This is a genomic window from Cryptosporangium arvum DSM 44712, from assembly GCF_000585375.1.
Classification (GTDB): domain Bacteria; phylum Actinomycetota; class Actinomycetes; order Mycobacteriales; family Cryptosporangiaceae; genus Cryptosporangium; species Cryptosporangium arvum.
In genome coordinates, this window is the sequence record NZ_KK073874.1 from 7,765,708 (window position 1) to 7,783,131 (window position 17,424).

Here is a 17,424-nt window from a genome sequence, read left to right on the forward strand (position 1 = left end):
CGGGCGCGGCGGTCGGCGGTGCCGGGGGCGGCGGTCGACCGCTCGACGGATCGAGCGGATCCGGCGCGGGCGGTGGCCCCGGACGCGGTGGCCCCGGACGCGGAGGATCGTCGTCGGTGGGGACCGGTGTGATCCCCAGACCCGCTGACGGGGGGTCGTTGAACGTCCGACGCCCGAGCTCTCGCTCCGAATTCGACCCAGTGCCCGGGTCGTCTGCGGCCATCGCACACCTCCACGAGGGGACGGAAGTGGACTGTTACTAGAACACGTTAGACACGAACGTCCCGAAACCGGTCGCGATGTCACGCAAGCCATCACCAAGCGAGCGCAGTAAGTTCGCCGCGTCTCCTGGCTGGGTCACGATGTAGAAGATGAGAAACGCGACCGCGATCCAACCCAGGGCCTTTTTCACTGCAGCCCTACCTCCCGCTCGGCGACGAAGGCCGTTCTACCATCGCGGGCAAGCGGGAGCGAACATGCGCAGGCCGTGTCGGCGGGTCAGCTGACTCCTTCCTCTGGCGCGTCCCATTGAAGGTACGGCGAGAGAGCGCCGAAGGGCAACGGTCCTGGTAGCCCATCGCGACCGTCCAGCAACACAAAGTGCTCAGCAAGCACATAGCCCGCTTCTTCCGGCCAGGCGATCGCCCACAGCCACATGCCCTTGGCTTCGCCCACATAGGCACATCGATCGTGTCCGGCCTGGATGGACCAGAGCGGCGTCGGGTGCCCGGCGGCGACGATCTTCGCGTGCGCGTTCGTGTCCAGCAGCCCGGCACAGAGCGTCTCGCCCGGGTCCGTTCCGGACCGACCGGCCAAGCGGGAACCCAGCCCGACCCCGGGCTCCTCGGCCACCAGCACGACGTCGGCCACCCCGCCGAGCGGCGCCGGCCCGGTGCACGCCACCGCGGTGGCCCCGATCGGGCGGCGGTCGTCGCCGGCCCAGGCGAGCCCGGTGACGGTCCAGTCGGGAAGCATCGGCCAGGGCAGCCAGACCGGCACCCCCGCGTCCACGCGCACCGCGTCGAGCACGTCCGTGCCGAGCTGGCGCGCGACGTGCAGCGGCGGCACGGCGCCGTGCACCGGGCAGCGCCAGTCGCTGTGCATCAGGTCCGGGGCGCGGACCGTGTGCGCGCAGCGCGGACAGCAGGGCGGTGTTGACACAGCGCAACCGTCCGCCCTCAGTGGGTCTCCCGTCAAGACCTGACACGTCCGGACAAATCAGTCAAGCTCAGTTACCGACTGCATACCGTCGGATCCACGCGTGCATCGCGATTCCCGACGCGACCCCGGCATTGATCGAACGGGTCGATCCGAACTGCGCGATCGAGCAGACCAGGTCGAGCCCGGCGCGGGCGTCGTCGGACAGCCCGGGGCCTTCCTGGCCGAACAGCAGGACGCACGCACGCGGCAACTCGACGGTCTCGAGCGGCACCGCGCCGGGCAGGTTGTCGATCCCGATCACCGGCAACCGCTCGCCCGCCGCCCACGACAGCAGCTCGCCGACACCGGCGTGGTGCCGGACGTGTTGGTACCGATCGGTCACCATCGCGCCGCGGCGGTTCCACCGGCGACGCCCGACGATGTGCACCTCGCGGGCCAGGAACGCGTTCGCGGTGCGCACGACCGTGCCGATGTTGAAGTCGTGCTGCCAGTTCTCGATGGCGACGTGGAACGGGTGCCGGATCCGGTCGAGGTCCTCGACGATCGCCTCCCGCTTCCAGTAGCGGTAGCGGTCGACGACGTTGCGCCGGTCGCCACCGGCCAGCAACTCCGGGTCGTAGTGCGCATCGGTGGGCCACTCCCCCACCCACGGACCGACGCCGACCGCGAGCTCGACCTCGTCGGAACTGTCGGGTTCCCGACGGAACTCCACATCACTTGCCACGCTCGCCACCTTAGGAGGCGTCTAAGAGTTGCCATCGACCTATGGGAAGTAGCGCGCCTTGACCATCGCCACCCTGATACCGGAACAACGGACTGAACCGGACACGGAACCGGAGGAAATCCCCCAATCAGCACCGTGGTGGCGGCGCGTCGCACTGATCGCGGCCGAGGGCGCGATCGGGGTCGGCGTCGCACTCCTCTTCGTCGCCTGGTCGCGCCGGGTCGACACCAACCCGCTCAACCAGATCGCTCAGGTGAGCGCGCTGGCGCACTTACAGCTCCAGCTCTGGGTGCTCGGCGCGGCCGCGATCGTGGTCGCGCTGGCCGGCGCCCGCTGGGCCGGGCACCGGTTCGCCGCCCTCGCCGAGCCGGTCGCCTGCGCGGTCGTCTCCGGGCTGGCCACGAGCATCGTCGCGGGGGCGATACTCGTGGGCCTCAACGGCACCCCCTGGGGCGTGGGCGGACGCTCCCACGACTCCAACAACCTCGCGCACTGGGCCACCGCGCTCTCCGACGGGCACTCGATCACCAGCCCGATCTACCCGCCCGCGTACGTCTACGCGCTGTCCTGGCTCTCCGACCTCACCGGGCAGCCCGCCTATTACGCCTTGAAGGACCTCCAGATCCTCGGTACGGCCCTGCTGGGGCCGATCGCCTATCTCGCGTGGCGAATGGTGCTCCGGCCGCTCTGGGCCCTCGGAGCGGGCACGGTGGCGGTCCTGCCGGTGCTCGACGGGTACAAGCCGGCCGGCGCGATCGTCGTCGCGGTGTCGATCCCGCTGTTCGTCGCGGTCACCCAGGCGTTCCGGCGATCGGCGACCCTGCGCGTGCCCGCGCTGATCGGGATCGGCGCCGGCCTCGGCGCGCTGTCCGGCCTGCTGCTCCTGACCCATCCGGTGTACGTGCTCTGGCCCGCACCCGGCGTCGCCGCGGCCGTTCTGCTGTTGACGCCGTGGCGGCGGGCCGGGTGGCGGGCGGGGGTGCTGGCGCTCTCGGGTCTCGCGGCGCTCGGCGTGGTCAGCGGCCCGTACCTCGTGCGGTTCCTCACCGGCGTTTCCGACACCCACGAGAACTACTTCTATTTCGACGCCCTGCAGGAGCCGGCGTACTTCCTGATGTGGCGGGGCAGCTCACGTCCGGCCGGCGACTGGCCGGTCCCCGGCGAGGTCGGGGGCGTCGGCGTGTTCGGCCTGCTGGTCGCGGTCGCGATCGGGGTGGCGCTGGCGCTGGCCTACCGGCGCAGCCTCGTCGCGACGGTCGCGCTGTGTTTCGCGAGCGTCTGGGTGTTCCGCTTCTACACCGCGGCGCGGATGTCCGGGTTGCACGAGGTGCGGCTGTGGCCCCGCACCAGCGTGATCCTGGTGTACTGCGCGCTGCTGCTGATCGGGGCGGCGGCGTTCGCGCTCTGGCGCCGGCTCGGCCGGGCGCGCCCGCCGGCGGCGGCGCTCGGCGTCGTCGTCGCCGCGCTGCTGGTGTTCGGGATGGCCGGATCGGCGACCGCGTCGCGCTACCTCCCCGACGGGCCGGGCAAGCCGGGCTCGCTGACGTGGGCGGCCCAGCACGCCCGGCTCCTCGACGGCTCCTGCCCCCGCTGGGTCGGGAAGTCGTGCTGGTGAGGCCCTAGGCCTTCGGCTCGGGGCGGCCCGGCTGTTCGCCGCCCCGGGCGTCGCCGTAGGAGCGCTTGGGCACCATCACCTTGCGGCGGAAGACGCAGACGACCGTGCCGTCCTGCTTGTAACCCTTGGTCTCGACGTGGACGACACCGCGGTCGTCCTTGGACTTCGACGGCGTCGTGTCGAGCACGGTCGTCTCGCCGTAGATCGTGTCGCCGTGGAACGTCGGCGCGACGTGGCGCAGCGACTCGACCTCGAGGTTCGCGATCGCCTTGCCCGAGACGTCGGCCACCGACATGCCCAGCAGCAGCGAGTAGACGTAGTTGCCGACGACGACGTTGCGCTTGAAGTCGGTCGTCTCCTCGGCGTAGTTGGCGTCCAGGTGCAGCGGGTGGTGGTTCATCGTGATCAGGCAGAACAGGTGGTCGTCGTACTCGGTGACCGTTTTTCCGGGCCAGTGCTTGTAGACCGCGCCGACCTCGAACTCTTCGAAATACCGCCCGAACCGCATGCGAACGCTCCTTTGCTACCCGCTGGTAACCGAGGATCTTGCCGGTGCTTTTCGGCGCATGCAGCGATCAGTGTCACACTGCCCGTCGTGACTACGCTTACGCCGGTCGGGAAGCGGATCAGGATCGGTGCGACGCTGCTCGGGCTGCTTCTGCTGATCGTCACGACGCTGTTCGGAACCGACGACGACTTCCCCGCCGCGCCGTTCCGGATGTACTCGACGACCGACAAATTGGACGCTCCGGTGCGCTCGCTGCGCCTGGAGGGCGTGACCGTCGAGGGCGAGCGGATCGTGCTGAGGGACTCCGACACCGGCCTGCGCCGGGCCGAGATCGAAGGCCAGCAGGCCCGGATCAAGGCCGACCCGGCGCTCCTGGACGCGGTCGCCGAGGCCTACCACGCCCGCAACCCGTCGGAGCCCCGGCTGCGTGAGGTCGACGTCGTCGTGCGCCTGATCCAGCTGCGCGACGGACGTCCGACCGGAGAGCAGCAGGACACCACCACGGTGCGGCGGGAGATCCCGTGACCGGGTGGTTCTTCGCGCCGGTCGCGCTCGGCCGGATCGCGATCGTGCGCACGATCGCGTACCTGTTCGTTCCGGTCGACGTCTTCCTGATCACGCCGTGGGCGCTGGCGCACCGCAACGTGCCGGTCGAGCTGTACCAGCCGCTGCGGATCGCCCGTCTGCTGGCGCTGCCGGCACCGACGCACACGATCGTCGTCGGGCTGTGCGCGGCGCTCGTGGTGTGCGCGGTCGCGGCGGCGACCGGCCGGGCCCCGCGGGTGCTCGGAACGCTCGTCGCGGTGCTTTACCTGGCCTGGATGATCGTCGCGATGTCCTACGGGAAGGTCGACCACGACCGGGTGGGCTACCTGGTGCTGCTGGCCGTGCTGCCGACGGTCGGACCGGCGCGGTGGGGGGACCGGACGCTCTCCGAGCGCGCCGGCTGGGCGATCAAGGCGACCGCGATCGCAGTCGTGTGCACGTACTTCCTGGCGGCCTGGGCGAAGTTCCGGTTCGGCGGCATCGACTGGCTCACCGGGGCGACGTACACGAAGGCGGTGCTGCGCCGCGGGACGATCTTCTCCGACTGGACCGTGCACGTGCCGTACCTGCTGGTGCTGGCGCAGTTCGGCACGATCGCGTTCGAGCTGGCGAGCCCGGTGCTGCTGTTCCTGCGCGGCCGCTGGCAGACCTACGCCGTGCTGTTCCTGTTCGGGTTCCACGCGATGGTGTACGCGGGGCTGACGATCGCGTTCTGGCCGCACCTCGTCGCGCTCGCGGCGCTGCTGCCCCTCGAGCGCACCCGATCGTGGCTGGCCGACCGGCGGTCGCTCAGCCGGCGAGGCGATCCCGTTCCGCCTGGGGCAGCGCGCACGTAGCCGTGCCGCCCGGCAGCTTGTCGCGGTTGCGGGCGACCCAGCGGTAGACCGGCCAGGCCGCCGCACGCACCGGCCGGAACCGCAGCACGTGCCCGGCCGGACGCCAGAACGAGCCCGCGTCGATCAGGAGCTCCGCGATGGCCTCCGGGCCGGCGGCGCGGCGCTCGGCCGAGACCCACTGCACCGCGGTCTCCGCGTCGTCGACGCTGAGCCCCAGCGCGTCCAGGTCGGTGCGCTGCCAGGCCACCACGTCCGCGGAGGTGGGGATGCGCCGCTCGATGAACCGGGCACAGGTGGAGCAGAACGCGCAGTCGCCGTCGTACACAAAGGTCGCCACGGATCCATTATCCCGCCCACGCGAACGGGATGCCGTGGCCGTTCGTGGTTCCGAGCAAGTGGCTCGTGCCGTCCGGCCAGAGCGTCAGCCGGGCGGCGAAACGGCCGCGGCCGTCCTCGTCGGTCTCCGGCTCGAACGCGAGCCGCGCCAGCGGTGCGTCGCCGCCGGTGTGCTCGCCCACCTCGTCCAGGAGCGCCTCGATCGCGCGCCAGGCGTCGTGGTCGACGTAGCTCTGGACGACCGAGTGCCAGACCAGCGTGACCGTTCCCGGGCTCGCTTCGGCGAGCCGGTCGGCGAGCCAGCCCGCGGTGTCGGCGGTCCGGTCCACCTCGGCCGGGACCCGGCCGGCGACCGCGATCGCCGCGCGCAACCGCTCGAGGCGGTTCACCTGCTCGGCCCAGACCAGCGACTCCAGGCGCCTGCGGTGTTCGGCGTCGGCCGGGTCCAGCGGGTGCGGATCGCAGCCGCGCCGCTCGACGACCGAGACCCGGGTCCCGAGCGGCACCGGCGGTATCCCACGGAACGGCTCGTCCAGGATCAGCGGGCTGTCCTGCCCGCCGTACACGGTGCCGTCGACGCGGTAGCCGAACCGGTCGGCTCGGAGGTTCAGCCCGGCCGACGCGCCGATCTCCAGCAGCCGGATCGGCAGGCCGGTGTGGTGCGTCAGCACGGCCAGCCCGCCGTAGAGCGCCGCCGCCCGCCCGGTCTCGTTCGTCTGCACGGGTGCGGTGAGGCGCGCCGCGAACTCGTCCGGACGCTCGATCAGGGCTTTGTGCAGCGGTTCCCACGCCCCGTCGAACGGCTCCGTGCCACCCGCGCTCGGGTAGAACCGCGCCAGCTCCGGCAGCGAGCCGTTCAGCACCAGGTAGTGCGCGGCGGCCAGGAAGCGCAGGCCGGGCGCGTCGGCGGCGGGGCGGTCGACGTACGGCGCCAGGAGGGCCGCGGTGGGTCCGCCGCTCTCGGCATCGTCGGCGGCGGCACGCAGCAGCGCCCGGCTCAGCGGGGCGCGGTCGCCGCACCCCGCCGCCTGCCAGCGCAGATGCCCCGGGAGGTCACCGGGGGCCGGGAACGGCGGCAGGTCGAAGGACATAACGATCTCCCAAAACGGACTTTTGACACGGGCGTATCTACTGGCGCTCGAACGCATGTTCGAATACGGTGGACTCGAACGCGACGACGGGAGAGGCGATGCGCTGGGACCACATGCGGTTGCGGTCGGCCGAGGCCGACACCGAGGGGGCCGCACCGGCCCCGCTCCCGCTGCCGTTCGAGGGCGCCGGGGTCCGGGTCCGCACGATCGACACCCCCGAGTTCCGCGGGGTGACGTTCTACGAGATCCGGGCGAAGTCGATCCTCAACCGGGTGCCGGCGTCGTCGCCGGTGCCGTTCGGATGGACGGTGAACCCGTACCGCGGCTGCACCCACGCCTGCACGTACTGTTTCGCCCGCAACACGCACACCTACCTCGATCTCGACGCCGGGCACGACTTCGACTCGCGCATCGTCGTGAAGATCAACGCCGGTGAGGTGCTGCGTCGCGAGCTCGGCGCGCGCTCCTGGGCCGGCGAGCACGTGGCGATGGGCACCAACACCGACCCCTACCAGCGCGCCGAGGGCCGGTACGGCCTGATGCGTGAGGTGCTCACGGCGCTGCGCGACCACGCCAACCCGTTCTCGATCCTCACCAAGGGCACTCTCGTGCTGCGCGATCTCGATCTGCTCACCGAAGCGGCACAGGTCACCGACGTGCGGGTGAACGTCTCGGTGGGATTCGTGGACGCGGCGCTCTGGCGTCAGGTGGAGCCGGGGACGCCCAACCCGCGGGCCCGGCTCGGGGTCTGCCGGGCGTTGACCGACGCCGGTATCGGGTGCGGCGTCCTGATGGCGCCGGTGCTGCCCTATCTCACCGACACCGACGAGCACCTCGAAGCCACCGTCGCGGCCATCGCGGAAGCCGGGGCGGTCGCGGTGACGCCGCTGCCGCTGCACCTGCGCCCGGGCGCCCGGGAATGGTTCTTCGGCTGGCTGCGCGGCGCCCGGCCCGACCTGGTCGGCGCGTACCGCCGGCTGTACCGCGAGGGGTCGTACGCACCGGCCGAGTACACCCAGGCGGTCGTGGCCCGGGTGCGTGAGATCGCGAAGTCCTACGGCATCGGAGGCCGCACCCCCAGCGAGGCCCGCGCCATCGAGCCGGAGGTGCCGGCGTCCCAGCAGCTGACGCTGCTCTGAAGCTCGATCGCTCCAAATACCTGCTGTCGTGTCCGGGCCCGGCCTGGGGACCGGTCCGGTCGGCAGCAGCACTGGGCCCTGCCCGGCGGTGACGAGTCGCCGCGCGCCGCGGTGGTGGGGTCTCGTGCACCTCGTCCGGCCCGTGTACGGGGTCCGGGTCTGCGCGGGCGGACGGGGTGTACGAACGGCCCGGGCGCAGCACCCCTGCGCCCGGGCCTCTTCCTCAGCCCTTGAGGCCGTATTCGCGGAGGAGGCCACGGCTGATGATCGTCTTCTGGATCTCCGAGGTGCCCTCGCCGATGAGCAGGAATGGCGCCTCACGCATGAGCCGCTCGATCTCGTACTCCTTGGAGTAGCCGTAGCCGCCGTGGATGCGGAACGACTCCTGGGTGACCTCGGCGCAGTACTCGCTGGCCAGCAGCTTCGCCATCCCGGCCTCGACGTCGTTGCGCTCGCCGGCGTCCTTGAGCCGGGCGGCGTTGACGGTGAGCGCGTGCGCCGCCTCGATCTTCGTCGCCATCTCGGCGAGCTTGAACGCGATGGCCTGGTGATCGACGATCGCCTTGCCGAACGTCTTGCGCTGCTGGGCGTAGGAGACGCCCAGCTCGAACGCCCGGATCGCGATGCCGCACGCGCGGGCGGCGACGTTCACGCGGCCGACCTCGATGCCGTCCATCATCTGGTAGAAACCGCGGCCGGCCTTCTCGGGGCCGCCGAGGATCGCGGTAGCTGGTAGCCGGGCCTCGTCGAAGATGAGCTCGGTCGTCTCGACGCCCTTGTAGCCCATCTTCTCGATCTTCTTCGGCACGGTGACGCCCGGCGCGGTCTCGCCGTAGCCGGGCTCCTTCTCGACCAGGAACGTCGTCATGTTCCGGTAGACCGACTCCGCGCCCTCGTCGGTCTTCACCAGCGTGGCCACGACCGACGACCGTGCGCCGTTGGTCAGCCACATCTTCTGGCCGGTGATGAGGTAGTCGTCGCCGTCCTTCTTCGCCCGGGTGGAGATCGCCGAGACGTCCGAGCCGAGCGCGGGCTCGGACATCGAGAACGCCCCCCGGACGTCCCCGGCCGCCATCTTCGGCAGGAGCCGCTGCTTCTGCTCGTCGGTGCCGTGCTGGCGCAGCAGGTACGCGACGATGAAGTGGGTGTTGATGATGCCCGACACGCTCATCCAGCCCCGGGCGATCTCCTCGACGACCAGCGCGTACGTGAGCAGCGACTCGCCGAGACCCCCGTACTCCTCCGGGATCATGAGCCCGAACAGGCCCATCTCCTTCATCCCGTCGACGATGTCCGAGGGGTACTCGTCAGCGTGCTCGAGTGCCTGCGCGTGCGGGATGATCTCCTTGTCGACGAAGGTCCGGACCGTGGCCAGGATGTCGGTCTGGATCTCGGTCAACCCGTGGGTCTGCGCGAGACGGGCCATCGGGCGATCTCCCTCGGTCGGCGATTTGTTACCGCCGAGTATCGCCGACCGAACCGATCAAGGCGGCTGTGAACCTAACCACGGGATTCCAGCACCGAGTTGCCGCCGTCCACCACGAGCATCTGCCCGGTGACGTAGGACGCGGCCGGCGTCGTGAGGAACGCGACGAGCGCGGCGACCTCGTCCGGCGAGCCCGGCCGGCCCAGCGGCGTCAGGCGCCCGTAGTGCAGTTCGCTCACCGTGGACGAGCCGGTGTGGATCCAGCCCGGGGCGACGGCGTTCACGGTCACGCCGTCGGCCACCACCTCCATCGCGAGCGCGCGGGTGAGCCCGACCATGCCGGCCTTGCCCGCGGCGTAACCCGCCTCGGCCGGCATCGCGTTGACCGGCCCGGTCGTCGACGCGATGTTGACGATCCGGCCCCAGCCCCGCTCGGTCATACCGCCGACGAACGCCCGGCTGGTCAGGAACGCGGTGGTCAGGTTCCGGTCGATCTCCGCGCGCCAGTCGTCGTCGGTCAACTGGCTCACCGGCCGCAGCACCTCGGGGCTGGCCACGCTCGCCATCCCGGCGTTGTTGACGAGCACTTCGACGTCGCCGAGCGAGTCGCGCACGGCGTCCGCGAACGCTTCGACCTCGGCCGGGTCGACCAGGTCGACGACGAAGCCGGACGCGCCCAGTTCGGCGGCGCGCTCGTGGATGCGCCGGGTGGTCGAGACGATGCCGACTCTGGCGCCGAGGCCCACGAGCCGCCGGGCGATCGCGTAGCCGATGCCGTCCGGGCTACCCGCGCCGGTGACGAGGGCGACCCTCCCGTCGAGGCGGTCGGTGGGGTTAACCGTCGGGGCGGGGTGCTCACTCATGGGGTGATTGTGTCGTACGTGCCGCACGCAGCGGTGTCCGAACCCGGCCCGGACGATGCTATGGCCGGGAGGAGTGTGATAGACCCGCGCCCATGACGAATCCTCCGCCGGGCGAGGCCAACCCGTGGGCTAAGCCGACGTCGGGGTTCCCCGACCCTACCTCGGGATATCCGAACCCTACGTCCGGTTATCCGGATCCTACGTCGGGTTACGGCGCCACCCCCGGATACGACCCGAACGCCTACCCGGCGTACTCCGCGGCCGGCCCGGTGCCCAACGCGTACCCGCCGGCCGGTGCCTGGGGCGCGCCCGCGCCGTACGCGCCGGCCTACCCGCCGCCGCGCAAGCAGAACGGCCTCGCGCTCGCGTCGCTGATCGTGTCGATCGTGTCGCTGATGATGTGCCTCGGCCTGCCCGGCATCGTCGGCGCGCTGCTCGGCCACTCCGCGAAGAAGCAGATCCGCGAGACCGGTGAGGACGGCGAGGGCCTGGCCACGGCCGGCATCATCGTCGGCTGGATCGGCTTCGGCCTCTCGATCGCGTTCATCCTGTTCTACGTCGTGCTGATCATCGGCTTCGGCATCTTCGCCAGCTCGTCGTCCTCGTCGGGCACCACGTACTGAGGGTTCGGGGGCCCGCTCGGGCCCCCGAACGGCTCAGCTCTCCGGCGGCGTGAACGAGGACGTGCGCGCCATCCCCGCCGCGCGTCCCTTGGCCGCGATGACCAGCGCCATCTTCCGGCTGGCCTCGTCGATCATCTCGTCGCCGAGCATCGCCGAGCCCTTCTTGCCGCCTGCCTCCGACGTGCACCAGTCGTAAGCGTCGAGGATCAGCTCGGCGTGGTCGTAGTCCTCCTGGCTCGGCGCGAAGATCTCGTTGGCCGCGTCGATCTGCCCCGGGTGCAGCACCCACTTGCCGTCGAAGCCGAGCATCGCCGCCCGCTTGGCCACGTCGCGGAACGCGTCGACGTCGCGGATCTGCAGGAACGGGCCGTCGATGGCCTGCTTGTCGTAGGCCCTGGCCGCCATCAGGATCTTCATCAGGATGTAGTGGAACGGGTCCGCCGGGTAGTCGGGGTGCAGCGCGCCCACCACGAGCGACTTCATGTTGATGCTGGCCATGAAGTCGGCCGGTCCGAAAATGATCGTCTCGACGCGCGGCGAGGCCTGCGCGATCGCGTCGACCTCGATCAGGCCCTTGGCGTTCTCGATCTGCGCCTCGATGCCGATCCTGCCGACCTCGAAGCCCATCGTCTTCTCGATCTGGGTCAACGTGAAGTCCAGCCACTGCACCTGGGCGGCGCTCTGCACCTTCGGCAGCATGATGCAGTCCAGGTTCGGCCCGGCCCCCTCGACCACCTCGACGACGTCGCGGTAGGTCCAGTGCGTGGTGAGGTCGTTGACCCGCACGACGCGGATCTTGTCGCCCCAGCCGCCCTCGTTCAGCGCGGCGACGATGTTCTTGCGCGCCTCCGGCTTGGCCAGCGGCGCGCACGCGTCCTCGAGGTCCAGGAACACCTGGTCGGCCGGGAGTCCCTTGGCCTTCTCCAGGAAGCGCGGGTTCGATCCGGGCACCGCCAGGCACGAGCGGCGAGGCCGCAGGGTCCGAGGCTCAGACATTGATGCACTCCTCACGGTGGGCCAACTCACGAGTAACTTACCGAGGGTTGATCTCCGCTCCCGGCCTGCGGAACCGGTTCAGACTGTGACCTTCTGCTCCCCACGACCACGAGCGCCAGGCCGCCGAGCAGCACGACCATGCCCGGCCAGGCCAGCACCGGCGGCGTCTGGGCCAGGAAGATCCAGGCGAGCAACGCCGCTCCCGGCACCTCGAACAGGATCGCGACGCTCACCGCGGTGGCCGACAGCGACGCCAGCACCCGGTTGATCAGCGAGTGCCCGAGGAACTGCGGACCGAGCGTCAGCGCGACCAGCAGCACCCAGGAGTGGGCCGGGTATCCGCCCAGGTCGGCCCGGGCGACCAGGCAGACGACCAGGAGCAGCAGCGCGCACACCCCGTAACAGATCGTCGTGTACGTGGTGGTGCTCGTCGTGATCCGCACCCGGGAGCCGACGGTCACGTACGCGGCCATCAGCACCGCGCCGACGATCGCCAGCGCGTCGCCCACCAGCGCTTCGGCCGAGACGGTGACGTCCGCACCGGTCATCGCCGTCGCGCCGAGGACCGCGAGCACGACGCCCACCCAGAACCGCCGGGAGAACCGCTCACCGCCCGCGGCCGCGAACAGCGCCGCCCAGATCGGCTGCGTGCAGACCAGCGCGGTCGACGTCGCGACGCTCGTCATCGTCACGCTGGGGATCCAGGTGCCGAAGTGCCCGGCCAGCAGGGCGCCGGCCAGCAGGGACCGGCCGACCGTACGGCGATCGGGCCGCTCGGCCGGCAGGCGCGCGAGCCGCACCGCGGTGATCGGCGTCAGGACGAGCGCGGCCAGGCCGAGGCGCCAGAACGCGATCGCGAGGGCCGGTGCGGCGATCGCCGCGATCAGCGGGCCGGAGGTCGCCACCGCGGCCACCGCGAGGCCGAGCGTCGCCCAGGTGGCCGGAGTGGGGTCGGGACGCGTCACGGCTGCCAGAATTCCAGGCATGGTGCATGCGCTGATCGGCGAGGCGATGAAGAAGGCCGCGGTCGGCTGGCTCACGGTCGGCGACCAGCCGGCGACCGTGGCCTGGCTGACCTGGATCGACGGCGCGGCCTACGTCGTGCACGGAGGCCCCGAGCAGCCGCTGCCCGGCCTCGCCGACGCGACGCGGGTCACCGTGAGCGTGCGCGGTGAGCACGGCGGGCGCATCGTCTCCTGGCCGGCCGCGGTCTCCCGGGTGGAGCCCGGCACGGCGACCTGGGACGAGGTCGCGCCGCAGCTGGCGCAGAAGCGTCTCAACGCGACCGACCCGGTCGGGGCGCCGGCGCGGTGGGCCACCACCGCGACGATCAGCCGTCTGGCGCCCGACGGCGACCCGGAACCGCTCCCCGACGGTGCGCTGTCCGCGCCGCCCCGCCCCACCCCGGCCACCACCCCGACACCGATCCCCCGCACGCTGCACCGTCGACGCTGAGCGCCCGGGCCTCCGCCACCCGGGGCGCGGAGCGTGAGCGGCGGCTAGGCTGCGCAGGTGACCACCGGCACGCGGATCTACCTGGCACGACTGGCCGGCGTCGCGGTTTTCGATCCGAGCGGCGACCAACTCGGCCGGGTTCGGGACGCGGTGGTCCGCCCCCGCGCCGAGATCAGCCGCCCTCCGCGCGTCACCGGGTTGGTGGTGGAGATCGTCCACCGGCGCCGCATCTTCGTCCCGCTGGGCCGGGTCACGGCCTTCGACCCGGACGCGGTCATGCTCAACACCGGCACGATCAGCCTGCGCCGCTTCGAGCAGCGCACCGGCGAGCTGATGGCGCTCGGCGACATGCTCGACCGCCAGGTGACGCTCGGCGGCGACCCACCGGCGCGCGCGATCGTCGTCGACGTGGCGATGGAGCGGTCGCGCAGCGGCGAGTGGGAGCTGGTCAAGGTCGCGGCGCGGGAGCATTCGTCGGGCGTGCTGGGGCGGCGGCGCGGGCACCTGAAGCAGGTCGACTGGGCCGAGGTCGACGGCGTGATCAGCAGCGAGGACCGCCAGGGCGCGGCGAACCTGCTCGCGGTGTTCGACCAGTTGCGCGCCGCCGACCTGGCCAACGTGCTGCAGGGCCTCTCCGACAAGCGCCGGGTGGAGGTCGCGGCCGCCCTGGGCGACGACCGGCTCGCCGACGTCATGGAGGAGCTCCCCGAGGACGACCAGATCGAGATCCTCAGCTCGCTGGACAGCGAGCGGGCCGCGCACGTGCTCGAGGAGATGAACCCGGACGACGCCGCCGACCTGCTCGGTGAGCTGCCCGAACCCGAGCAGGAGCGGCTGCTGGCGATGATGTCGCCGTCCGAGGCGGCACCGGTCCGGCGGCTGCTCGATTACACCGAGGACACCGCCGGTGGAATGATGACGTCCGAGCCGGTGATCATGCCGCCGGACGCCACCGTGGCCCATGCGCTCGCCCGCGTGCGTGACCCCGATCTGACGCCGGCGCTGGCGTCCCAGGTGTACGTCTGTCGTCCGCCCTCGTCGACGCCGACCGGCCGGTTCCTCGGGATCGCGCACATCCAGCGGCTGTTGCGTGAGGAGCCCAGCACCCTGGTCAGCGCCGTCGTGGACGCCGACCTCGACCCCTTGGACCCGGACGCGACGCTGGCCCAGGTCTCGCACTACCTGGCCACGTACAACCTGGTCGCGGTACCGATCGTGGACGTGAACGACCGGCTGCTCGGCGCGGTGACCGTGGACGACGTGCTGGACCACCTGTTGCCGGAGGACTGGCGCGACCGGGACGGATAGGACCTGTCATGACGGATATCTCACGGTCGCGTAGTCGGCTCGACCAGCCGCGCGAGCGGCGGCGGCGGCTGCCGCGGTTCGACGCGGACGCATTCGGGCGCGGCTCCGAGCACGTCGCGCAGTTCCTCGGTACCGGCACGTTCATCCTGATGCAGACGGTGATCGTGATCGTCTGGGTGATCCTCAACGTGTTCGCGGTGCAGCTGCGGTGGGACCCCTACCCGTTCATCCTGCTGAACCTGGCGTTCTCCACGCAGGCCGCGTACGCCGCGCCGCTGATCCTGCTGGCGCAGAACCGGCAGGCCGACCGGGACCGGATCTCGCTCGAGGAGGACCGGCAGCGGGCGCAGGCGGCCAAGGCCGACACCGAGTACCTCGCCCGGGAGCTGGCCGCGCTGCGGCTGGCGCTCAACGACGTCGCGACCCGCGAGTACCTCCGGTCGGAGCTCAGGAACATCGTCGACGAGCTGCGCGAGCCCGCCGACACCGAGCCCGAGCCGTCACGCAAGGCCGGGGAGTCCCGGCGGGCCGACCGGCGGCCGGCCGTCGAGAGCCGCCGGGACGCCGACGGGCGCCGGGCCAAACTCACCCGCTGACCGCGCGGACGAGCGCCGCGGTGGCCGCCGCCAGGACGACCACCAGCAGGAACGGGGCCCGCAGCAGCACCGCGACGGCGGCAACCGCGACGCCGGCCGCGCGGGCGTCGAGTACCAGCGACCGGCCGTCCCCGAACGTCTGCGCCGCGACCAGGGCCGCCAGCAGCGCCACCGGCAGCAGCGTCGCGATCCGCAGCACCCGGGGGTCGTCCAGCCAGGCCGGGGGCAGCGACATCCCGACGACCTTGAACAGGTAACACCCCGCCGCGGCCAGTCCGAGCGCGACCCAGATCACTGCGCTGCGCCCCGGATGAAGAAGGCGGCCAGGACGCCGAAGGAGGCGAGGAGAACCGGGACCCCGGGAGGCAGCCAGGGCGTGGCCAGCAGCGCGATCACGGCGCCGGCGGCGGCCACACGCCAGACCCCGCCGCCCTCACGCAGGCGCGGCGCGAGCAGCGCGAGGAACCCCGCCGGAGCGGCGGCGTCCAACCCGAGCACCGCCGGGTCGCCCACCGCCGTCGCACCGACCGCGCCGACGAGCGTCGCGAGGTTCCACAGCACGAACACGCTCGTCGCCGTCGAGACGAACGCCAGCCGTGCGGCCCGCGGCTCGGGACGCGCCAACGCCATCGCCGCCGATTCGTCGATCATCCCCTGCGCGGCGACCAGCCGACGCCAGCCCGTCCACCCCAGCACCCCCGAGAGCCGGACGCCGTAGAGCGCGTTGCGCGCACCGAGCAGCAACGCCGAACCGACGGCGGCCGCCACCCCGCCGCCCGCGCCGATCACCCCGATCAGCGCGAACTGACTCGCCCCGGTGAAGACGAGCAGGCTGCTCAGACACGTCTGCAGGACGCTGAACCCACTCGCGACCCCGGCCGCACCGAACGCGATCCCGTACGCCCCGGTGGCCAGCCCCACCGCGACCGCGTCGCGCACGATTCCGTTCCGATCCATGCCCGTACGGTAGATCTGTGCTCCCGGGCACAAGCCGGGGTGGTCGTACCCCTACCCGCACGTAGAGTAGGGCTCATGGCGCTCTCCTCCACTCTCCCCGACGAAGCCGAGATCCGGACCGCGCTCGCGGGTGTCAACGACCCCGAGATCAAACGGCCGATCACGGACCTGGGCATGGTGGAGTCCGTGGCCATCCACTCCGACGGGGTCGTCGAAGTCGCGGTGCTGCTCACCGTGGCCGGCTGCCCGATGCGTGACACGCTCACCAACGACGTCACGGCCGCGGTGGCCAAGGTCTCCGGGGTCTCGACCGTCCGGGTGAACTTCGGCGTCATGAGCGACACCCAGCGCAAGGAGCTGCAGTCGTCGCTGCGCGGCGGCAAGGGCGAGCCGGTGATCCCGTTCGCCCAGCCCGGATCGCTGACCCGGGTCTACGCGGTGGCGTCCGGGAAGGGCGGCGTCGGCAAGTCGTCGGTGACCGTGAACCTGGCCGCCGCGCTCGCCGCGCGCGGATTGTCGGTCGGCGTGGTCGACGCGGACATCTACGGGTTCTCGGTGCCGCGCATGCTCGGCGTCGAGGGGCGCCCGACGCAGGTCGAGCAGATGATCATGCCGCCGCAGGCGCACGGCGTGAAGGTGATCTCGATCGGCATGTTCACGCCGGGCAACACCGCCGTGGTGTGGCGCGGGCCGATGCTGCACCGGGCGCTGCAGCAGTTCCTCGCCGACGTGTTCTGGGGCGACCTGGACGTGCTGCTGATGGACCTGCCGCCGGGCACCGGCGACATCGCGATCTCGGTGGCGCAGCTGGTGCCGAACGCGGAGATCCTCGTCGTGACGACGCCGCAGCAGGCCGCGGCCGAGGTCGCGGAGCGCGCCGGTTCGATCGCGCTGCAGACGCACCAGCGACTCGTGGGCGTGGTCGAGAACATGTCGTGGCTCGAGCTGCCGAACGGCGAGCGGATGGACGTGTTCGGGTCGGGCGGGGGCGAGGCGGTGTCCGCGGCGCTCTCGCGCACGCTCGGGGCGCAGGTGCCGCTGCTGGGGCAGATTCCGCTGGACCCGCGGGTCCGCGAGGGCGGCGACTCCGGCATCCCGCTCGTGCTCGCCGACCCCGACGCCCCCGCCGCCAAGGCCCTGAACGGTGTGGCCGAGAAACTGGCCGTCCGCCAGCGCGGCCTCGCCGGCATGAGCCTGGGCCTCTCCCCGGCGGCCCGCCGCTGACCGCGCGAACGAAGAACGAG

At 71.6% G+C, this 17,424-nt stretch carries 21 protein-coding genes; 9 read left to right on the plus strand and 12 right to left on the minus strand.

What is annotated here, in order from left to right; genetic code table 11:
- Window positions 1–259 precede the first annotated feature (259 nt).
- The 3 genes from CRYAR_RS48285 to CRYAR_RS35300 form a co-directional block, all read right to left on the minus strand.
- Window positions 260–412 carry a hypothetical protein gene (locus CRYAR_RS48285; protein ID WP_169745130.1) on the minus strand — a complete coding sequence of 51 codons (153 nt, stop codon included), beginning with the start codon at window positions 410–412 and terminating at the stop codon, window positions 260–262.
- Window positions 413–498: 86 nt separating this feature from the next.
- Window positions 499–1,161, minus strand: coding sequence for a DUF6758 family protein (locus tag CRYAR_RS35295; protein ID WP_211247800.1), 663 nt, complete (start codon window positions 1,159–1,161; stop codon window positions 499–501).
- Window positions 1,162–1,228: 67 nt separating this feature from the next.
- Window positions 1,229–1,885 carry a TrmH family RNA methyltransferase gene (locus CRYAR_RS35300; RefSeq protein WP_211247801.1) on the minus strand — a complete coding sequence of 219 codons (657 nt, stop codon included), beginning with the start codon at window positions 1,883–1,885 and terminating at the stop codon, window positions 1,229–1,231.
- Between the two features lie 58 nt (window positions 1,886–1,943).
- Between CRYAR_RS35300 and CRYAR_RS35305 the strand changes: the two genes are divergently transcribed.
- Window positions 1,944–3,500 carry a hypothetical protein gene (locus CRYAR_RS35305; RefSeq protein WP_035857508.1) on the plus strand — a complete coding sequence of 519 codons (1,557 nt, stop codon included), beginning with the start codon at window positions 1,944–1,946 and terminating at the stop codon, window positions 3,498–3,500.
- A 4-nt stretch (window positions 3,501–3,504) separates the two neighbouring features.
- On the opposite strand, the gene CRYAR_RS35310 is transcribed toward CRYAR_RS35305, so the two are convergent.
- The gene (locus tag CRYAR_RS35310) at window positions 3,505–4,008 is read right to left on the minus strand and encodes a MaoC family dehydratase (protein ID WP_035857509.1); all 504 of its coding nucleotides are present in this window, start codon (window positions 4,006–4,008) and stop codon (window positions 3,505–3,507) included.
- An 87-nt stretch (window positions 4,009–4,095) separates the two neighbouring features.
- On the opposite strand from CRYAR_RS35310, the gene CRYAR_RS35315 reads away from it, so the two are divergent.
- Together CRYAR_RS35315 and CRYAR_RS35320 are read left to right on the plus strand one after the other, a co-directional pair.
- On the plus strand, window positions 4,096–4,533 hold the full coding sequence (locus CRYAR_RS35315) for a hypothetical protein (protein ID WP_035857511.1): 438 nt from the start codon (window positions 4,096–4,098) through the stop codon (window positions 4,531–4,533).
- On the plus strand, window positions 4,530–5,390 hold the full coding sequence (locus CRYAR_RS35320; protein ID WP_035857512.1) for an HTTM domain-containing protein: 861 nt from the start codon (window positions 4,530–4,532) through the stop codon (window positions 5,388–5,390). Before CRYAR_RS35315 ends, CRYAR_RS35320 begins: the two co-directional genes overlap by 4 nt.
- On the opposite strand, the gene CRYAR_RS35325 is transcribed toward CRYAR_RS35320, so the two are convergent.
- Window positions 5,344–5,727, minus strand: coding sequence for a thiol-disulfide oxidoreductase DCC family protein (locus CRYAR_RS35325; RefSeq protein WP_035857513.1), 384 nt, complete (start codon window positions 5,725–5,727; stop codon window positions 5,344–5,346). The two genes, CRYAR_RS35320 and CRYAR_RS35325, sit on opposite strands and share 47 nt — an antisense overlap.
- 7 nt (window positions 5,728–5,734) lie before the next feature.
- On the minus strand, window positions 5,735–6,817 hold the full coding sequence (locus tag CRYAR_RS35330; protein ID WP_051571357.1) for a DUF2332 domain-containing protein: 1,083 nt from the start codon (window positions 6,815–6,817) through the stop codon (window positions 5,735–5,737).
- Between the two features lie 98 nt (window positions 6,818–6,915).
- Here CRYAR_RS35330 and CRYAR_RS35335 point away from each other — a divergent pair, with 98 nt between their 5' ends.
- Entirely contained in the window at window positions 6,916–7,956 is a 1,041-nt protein-coding gene (locus CRYAR_RS35335; RefSeq protein WP_035869087.1) for an Rv2578c family radical SAM protein, read from the plus strand.
- Window positions 7,957–8,179: 223 nt separating this feature from the next.
- On the opposite strand, the gene CRYAR_RS35340 is transcribed toward CRYAR_RS35335, so the two are convergent.
- Window positions 8,180–9,382: an acyl-CoA dehydrogenase family protein gene (locus CRYAR_RS35340; protein ID WP_035857514.1), complete on the minus strand. Its 1,203-nt coding sequence runs from the start codon at window positions 9,380–9,382 to the stop codon at window positions 8,180–8,182.
- A gap of 74 nt (window positions 9,383–9,456) precedes the next feature.
- Window positions 9,457–10,245, minus strand: a complete 789-nt coding sequence (locus CRYAR_RS35345; RefSeq protein ID WP_035857515.1) for an SDR family NAD(P)-dependent oxidoreductase — start codon at window positions 10,243–10,245, stop codon at window positions 9,457–9,459.
- 269 nt (window positions 10,246–10,514) lie between these two features.
- Between CRYAR_RS35345 and CRYAR_RS35350 the strand changes: the two genes are divergently transcribed.
- Window positions 10,515–10,868 carry a DUF4190 domain-containing protein gene (locus tag CRYAR_RS35350; protein ID WP_051571358.1) on the plus strand — a complete coding sequence of 118 codons (354 nt, stop codon included), beginning with the start codon at window positions 10,515–10,517 and terminating at the stop codon, window positions 10,866–10,868.
- A gap of 33 nt (window positions 10,869–10,901) precedes the next feature.
- On the opposite strand, the gene CRYAR_RS35355 is transcribed toward CRYAR_RS35350, so the two are convergent.
- Both CRYAR_RS35355 and CRYAR_RS35360 read right to left on the minus strand, forming a co-directional pair.
- Window positions 10,902–11,864, minus strand: a complete 963-nt coding sequence (locus CRYAR_RS35355) for an HpcH/HpaI aldolase/citrate lyase family protein (protein WP_035857518.1) — start codon at window positions 11,862–11,864, stop codon at window positions 10,902–10,904.
- A gap of 26 nt (window positions 11,865–11,890) precedes the next feature.
- Window positions 11,891–12,829: a DMT family transporter gene (locus CRYAR_RS35360; RefSeq protein ID WP_211247802.1), complete on the minus strand. Its 939-nt coding sequence runs from the start codon at window positions 12,827–12,829 to the stop codon at window positions 11,891–11,893.
- A gap of 19 nt (window positions 12,830–12,848) precedes the next feature.
- Between CRYAR_RS35360 and CRYAR_RS35365 the strand changes: the two genes are divergently transcribed.
- Genes CRYAR_RS35365 through CRYAR_RS35375 form a run of 3 tightly spaced genes read left to right on the plus strand, consistent with a single transcriptional unit; the run spans window position 12,849 to window position 15,223 of the window.
- Window positions 12,849–13,319 (plus strand): hypothetical protein, encoded by a 471-nt coding sequence (locus CRYAR_RS35365; protein ID WP_035857519.1) that lies wholly within the window; start codon window positions 12,849–12,851, stop codon window positions 13,317–13,319.
- 57 nt (window positions 13,320–13,376) lie between these two features.
- Complete coding sequence (locus CRYAR_RS35370) at window positions 13,377–14,627, plus strand: magnesium transporter MgtE N-terminal domain-containing protein (RefSeq protein WP_035857521.1); 1,251 nt, start codon at window positions 13,377–13,379, stop codon at window positions 14,625–14,627.
- 8 nt (window positions 14,628–14,635) lie between these two features.
- Window positions 14,636–15,223: a DUF1003 domain-containing protein gene (locus CRYAR_RS35375; protein WP_035857522.1), complete on the plus strand. Its 588-nt coding sequence runs from the start codon at window positions 14,636–14,638 to the stop codon at window positions 15,221–15,223.
- On the opposite strand, the gene CRYAR_RS35380 is transcribed toward CRYAR_RS35375, so the two are convergent.
- Both CRYAR_RS35380 and CRYAR_RS35385 read right to left on the minus strand, forming a co-directional pair.
- Complete coding sequence (locus CRYAR_RS35380) at window positions 15,213–15,458, minus strand: AzlD domain-containing protein (RefSeq protein WP_425389406.1); 246 nt, start codon at window positions 15,456–15,458, stop codon at window positions 15,213–15,215. The genes CRYAR_RS35375 and CRYAR_RS35380 overlap by 11 nt on opposite strands.
- 56 nt (window positions 15,459–15,514) lie before the next feature.
- A complete protein-coding gene (locus CRYAR_RS35385; RefSeq protein ID WP_035857525.1) occupies window positions 15,515–16,180 on the minus strand; it encodes an AzlC family ABC transporter permease in 666 nt (221 codons plus the stop codon).
- A 75-nt stretch (window positions 16,181–16,255) separates the two neighbouring features.
- Between CRYAR_RS35385 and CRYAR_RS35390 the strand changes: the two genes are divergently transcribed.
- Window positions 16,256–17,404: an Mrp/NBP35 family ATP-binding protein gene (locus tag CRYAR_RS35390; protein ID WP_035857526.1), complete on the plus strand. Its 1,149-nt coding sequence runs from the start codon at window positions 16,256–16,258 to the stop codon at window positions 17,402–17,404.
- The last annotated feature ends 20 nt before the right edge of the window (window positions 17,405–17,424 follow it).

What these genes read in the sequence shown, in the direction of transcription:
- CRYAR_RS35355 (WP_035857518.1), bottom strand. Translation starts at nt 11,864, where the DNA reads ATGTCTGAGCCTCGGACCCTGCGGCCTCGCCGCTCGTGCCTGGCGGTG.
- CRYAR_RS35365 (WP_035857519.1), top strand. Translation starts at nt 12,849, where the DNA reads ATGGTGCATGCGCTGATCGGCGAGGCGATGAAGAAGGCCGCGGTCGGC.
- CRYAR_RS35345 (WP_035857515.1), bottom strand. Translation starts at nt 10,245, where the DNA reads ATGAGTGAGCACCCCGCCCCGACGGTTAACCCCACCGACCGCCTCGAC.
- CRYAR_RS35385 (WP_035857525.1), bottom strand. Translation starts at nt 16,180, where the DNA reads ATGGATCGGAACGGAATCGTGCGCGACGCGGTCGCGGTGGGGCTGGCC.
- CRYAR_RS35390 (WP_035857526.1), top strand. Translation starts at nt 16,256, where the DNA reads ATGGCGCTCTCCTCCACTCTCCCCGACGAAGCCGAGATCCGGACCGCG.
- CRYAR_RS35340 (WP_035857514.1), bottom strand. Translation starts at nt 9,382, where the DNA reads ATGGCCCGTCTCGCGCAGACCCACGGGTTGACCGAGATCCAGACCGAC.
- CRYAR_RS35330 (WP_051571357.1), bottom strand. Translation starts at nt 6,817, where the DNA reads ATGTCCTTCGACCTGCCGCCGTTCCCGGCCCCCGGTGACCTCCCGGGG.
- CRYAR_RS35335 (WP_035869087.1), top strand. Translation starts at nt 6,916, where the DNA reads ATGCGCTGGGACCACATGCGGTTGCGGTCGGCCGAGGCCGACACCGAG.
- CRYAR_RS35310 (WP_035857509.1), bottom strand. Translation starts at nt 4,008, where the DNA reads ATGCGGTTCGGGCGGTATTTCGAAGAGTTCGAGGTCGGCGCGGTCTAC.
- CRYAR_RS35380 (WP_425389406.1), bottom strand. Translation starts at nt 15,458, where the DNA reads ATGTCGCTGCCCCCGGCCTGGCTGGACGACCCCCGGGTGCTGCGGATC.
- CRYAR_RS35375 (WP_035857522.1), top strand. Translation starts at nt 14,636, where the DNA reads ATGACGGATATCTCACGGTCGCGTAGTCGGCTCGACCAGCCGCGCGAG.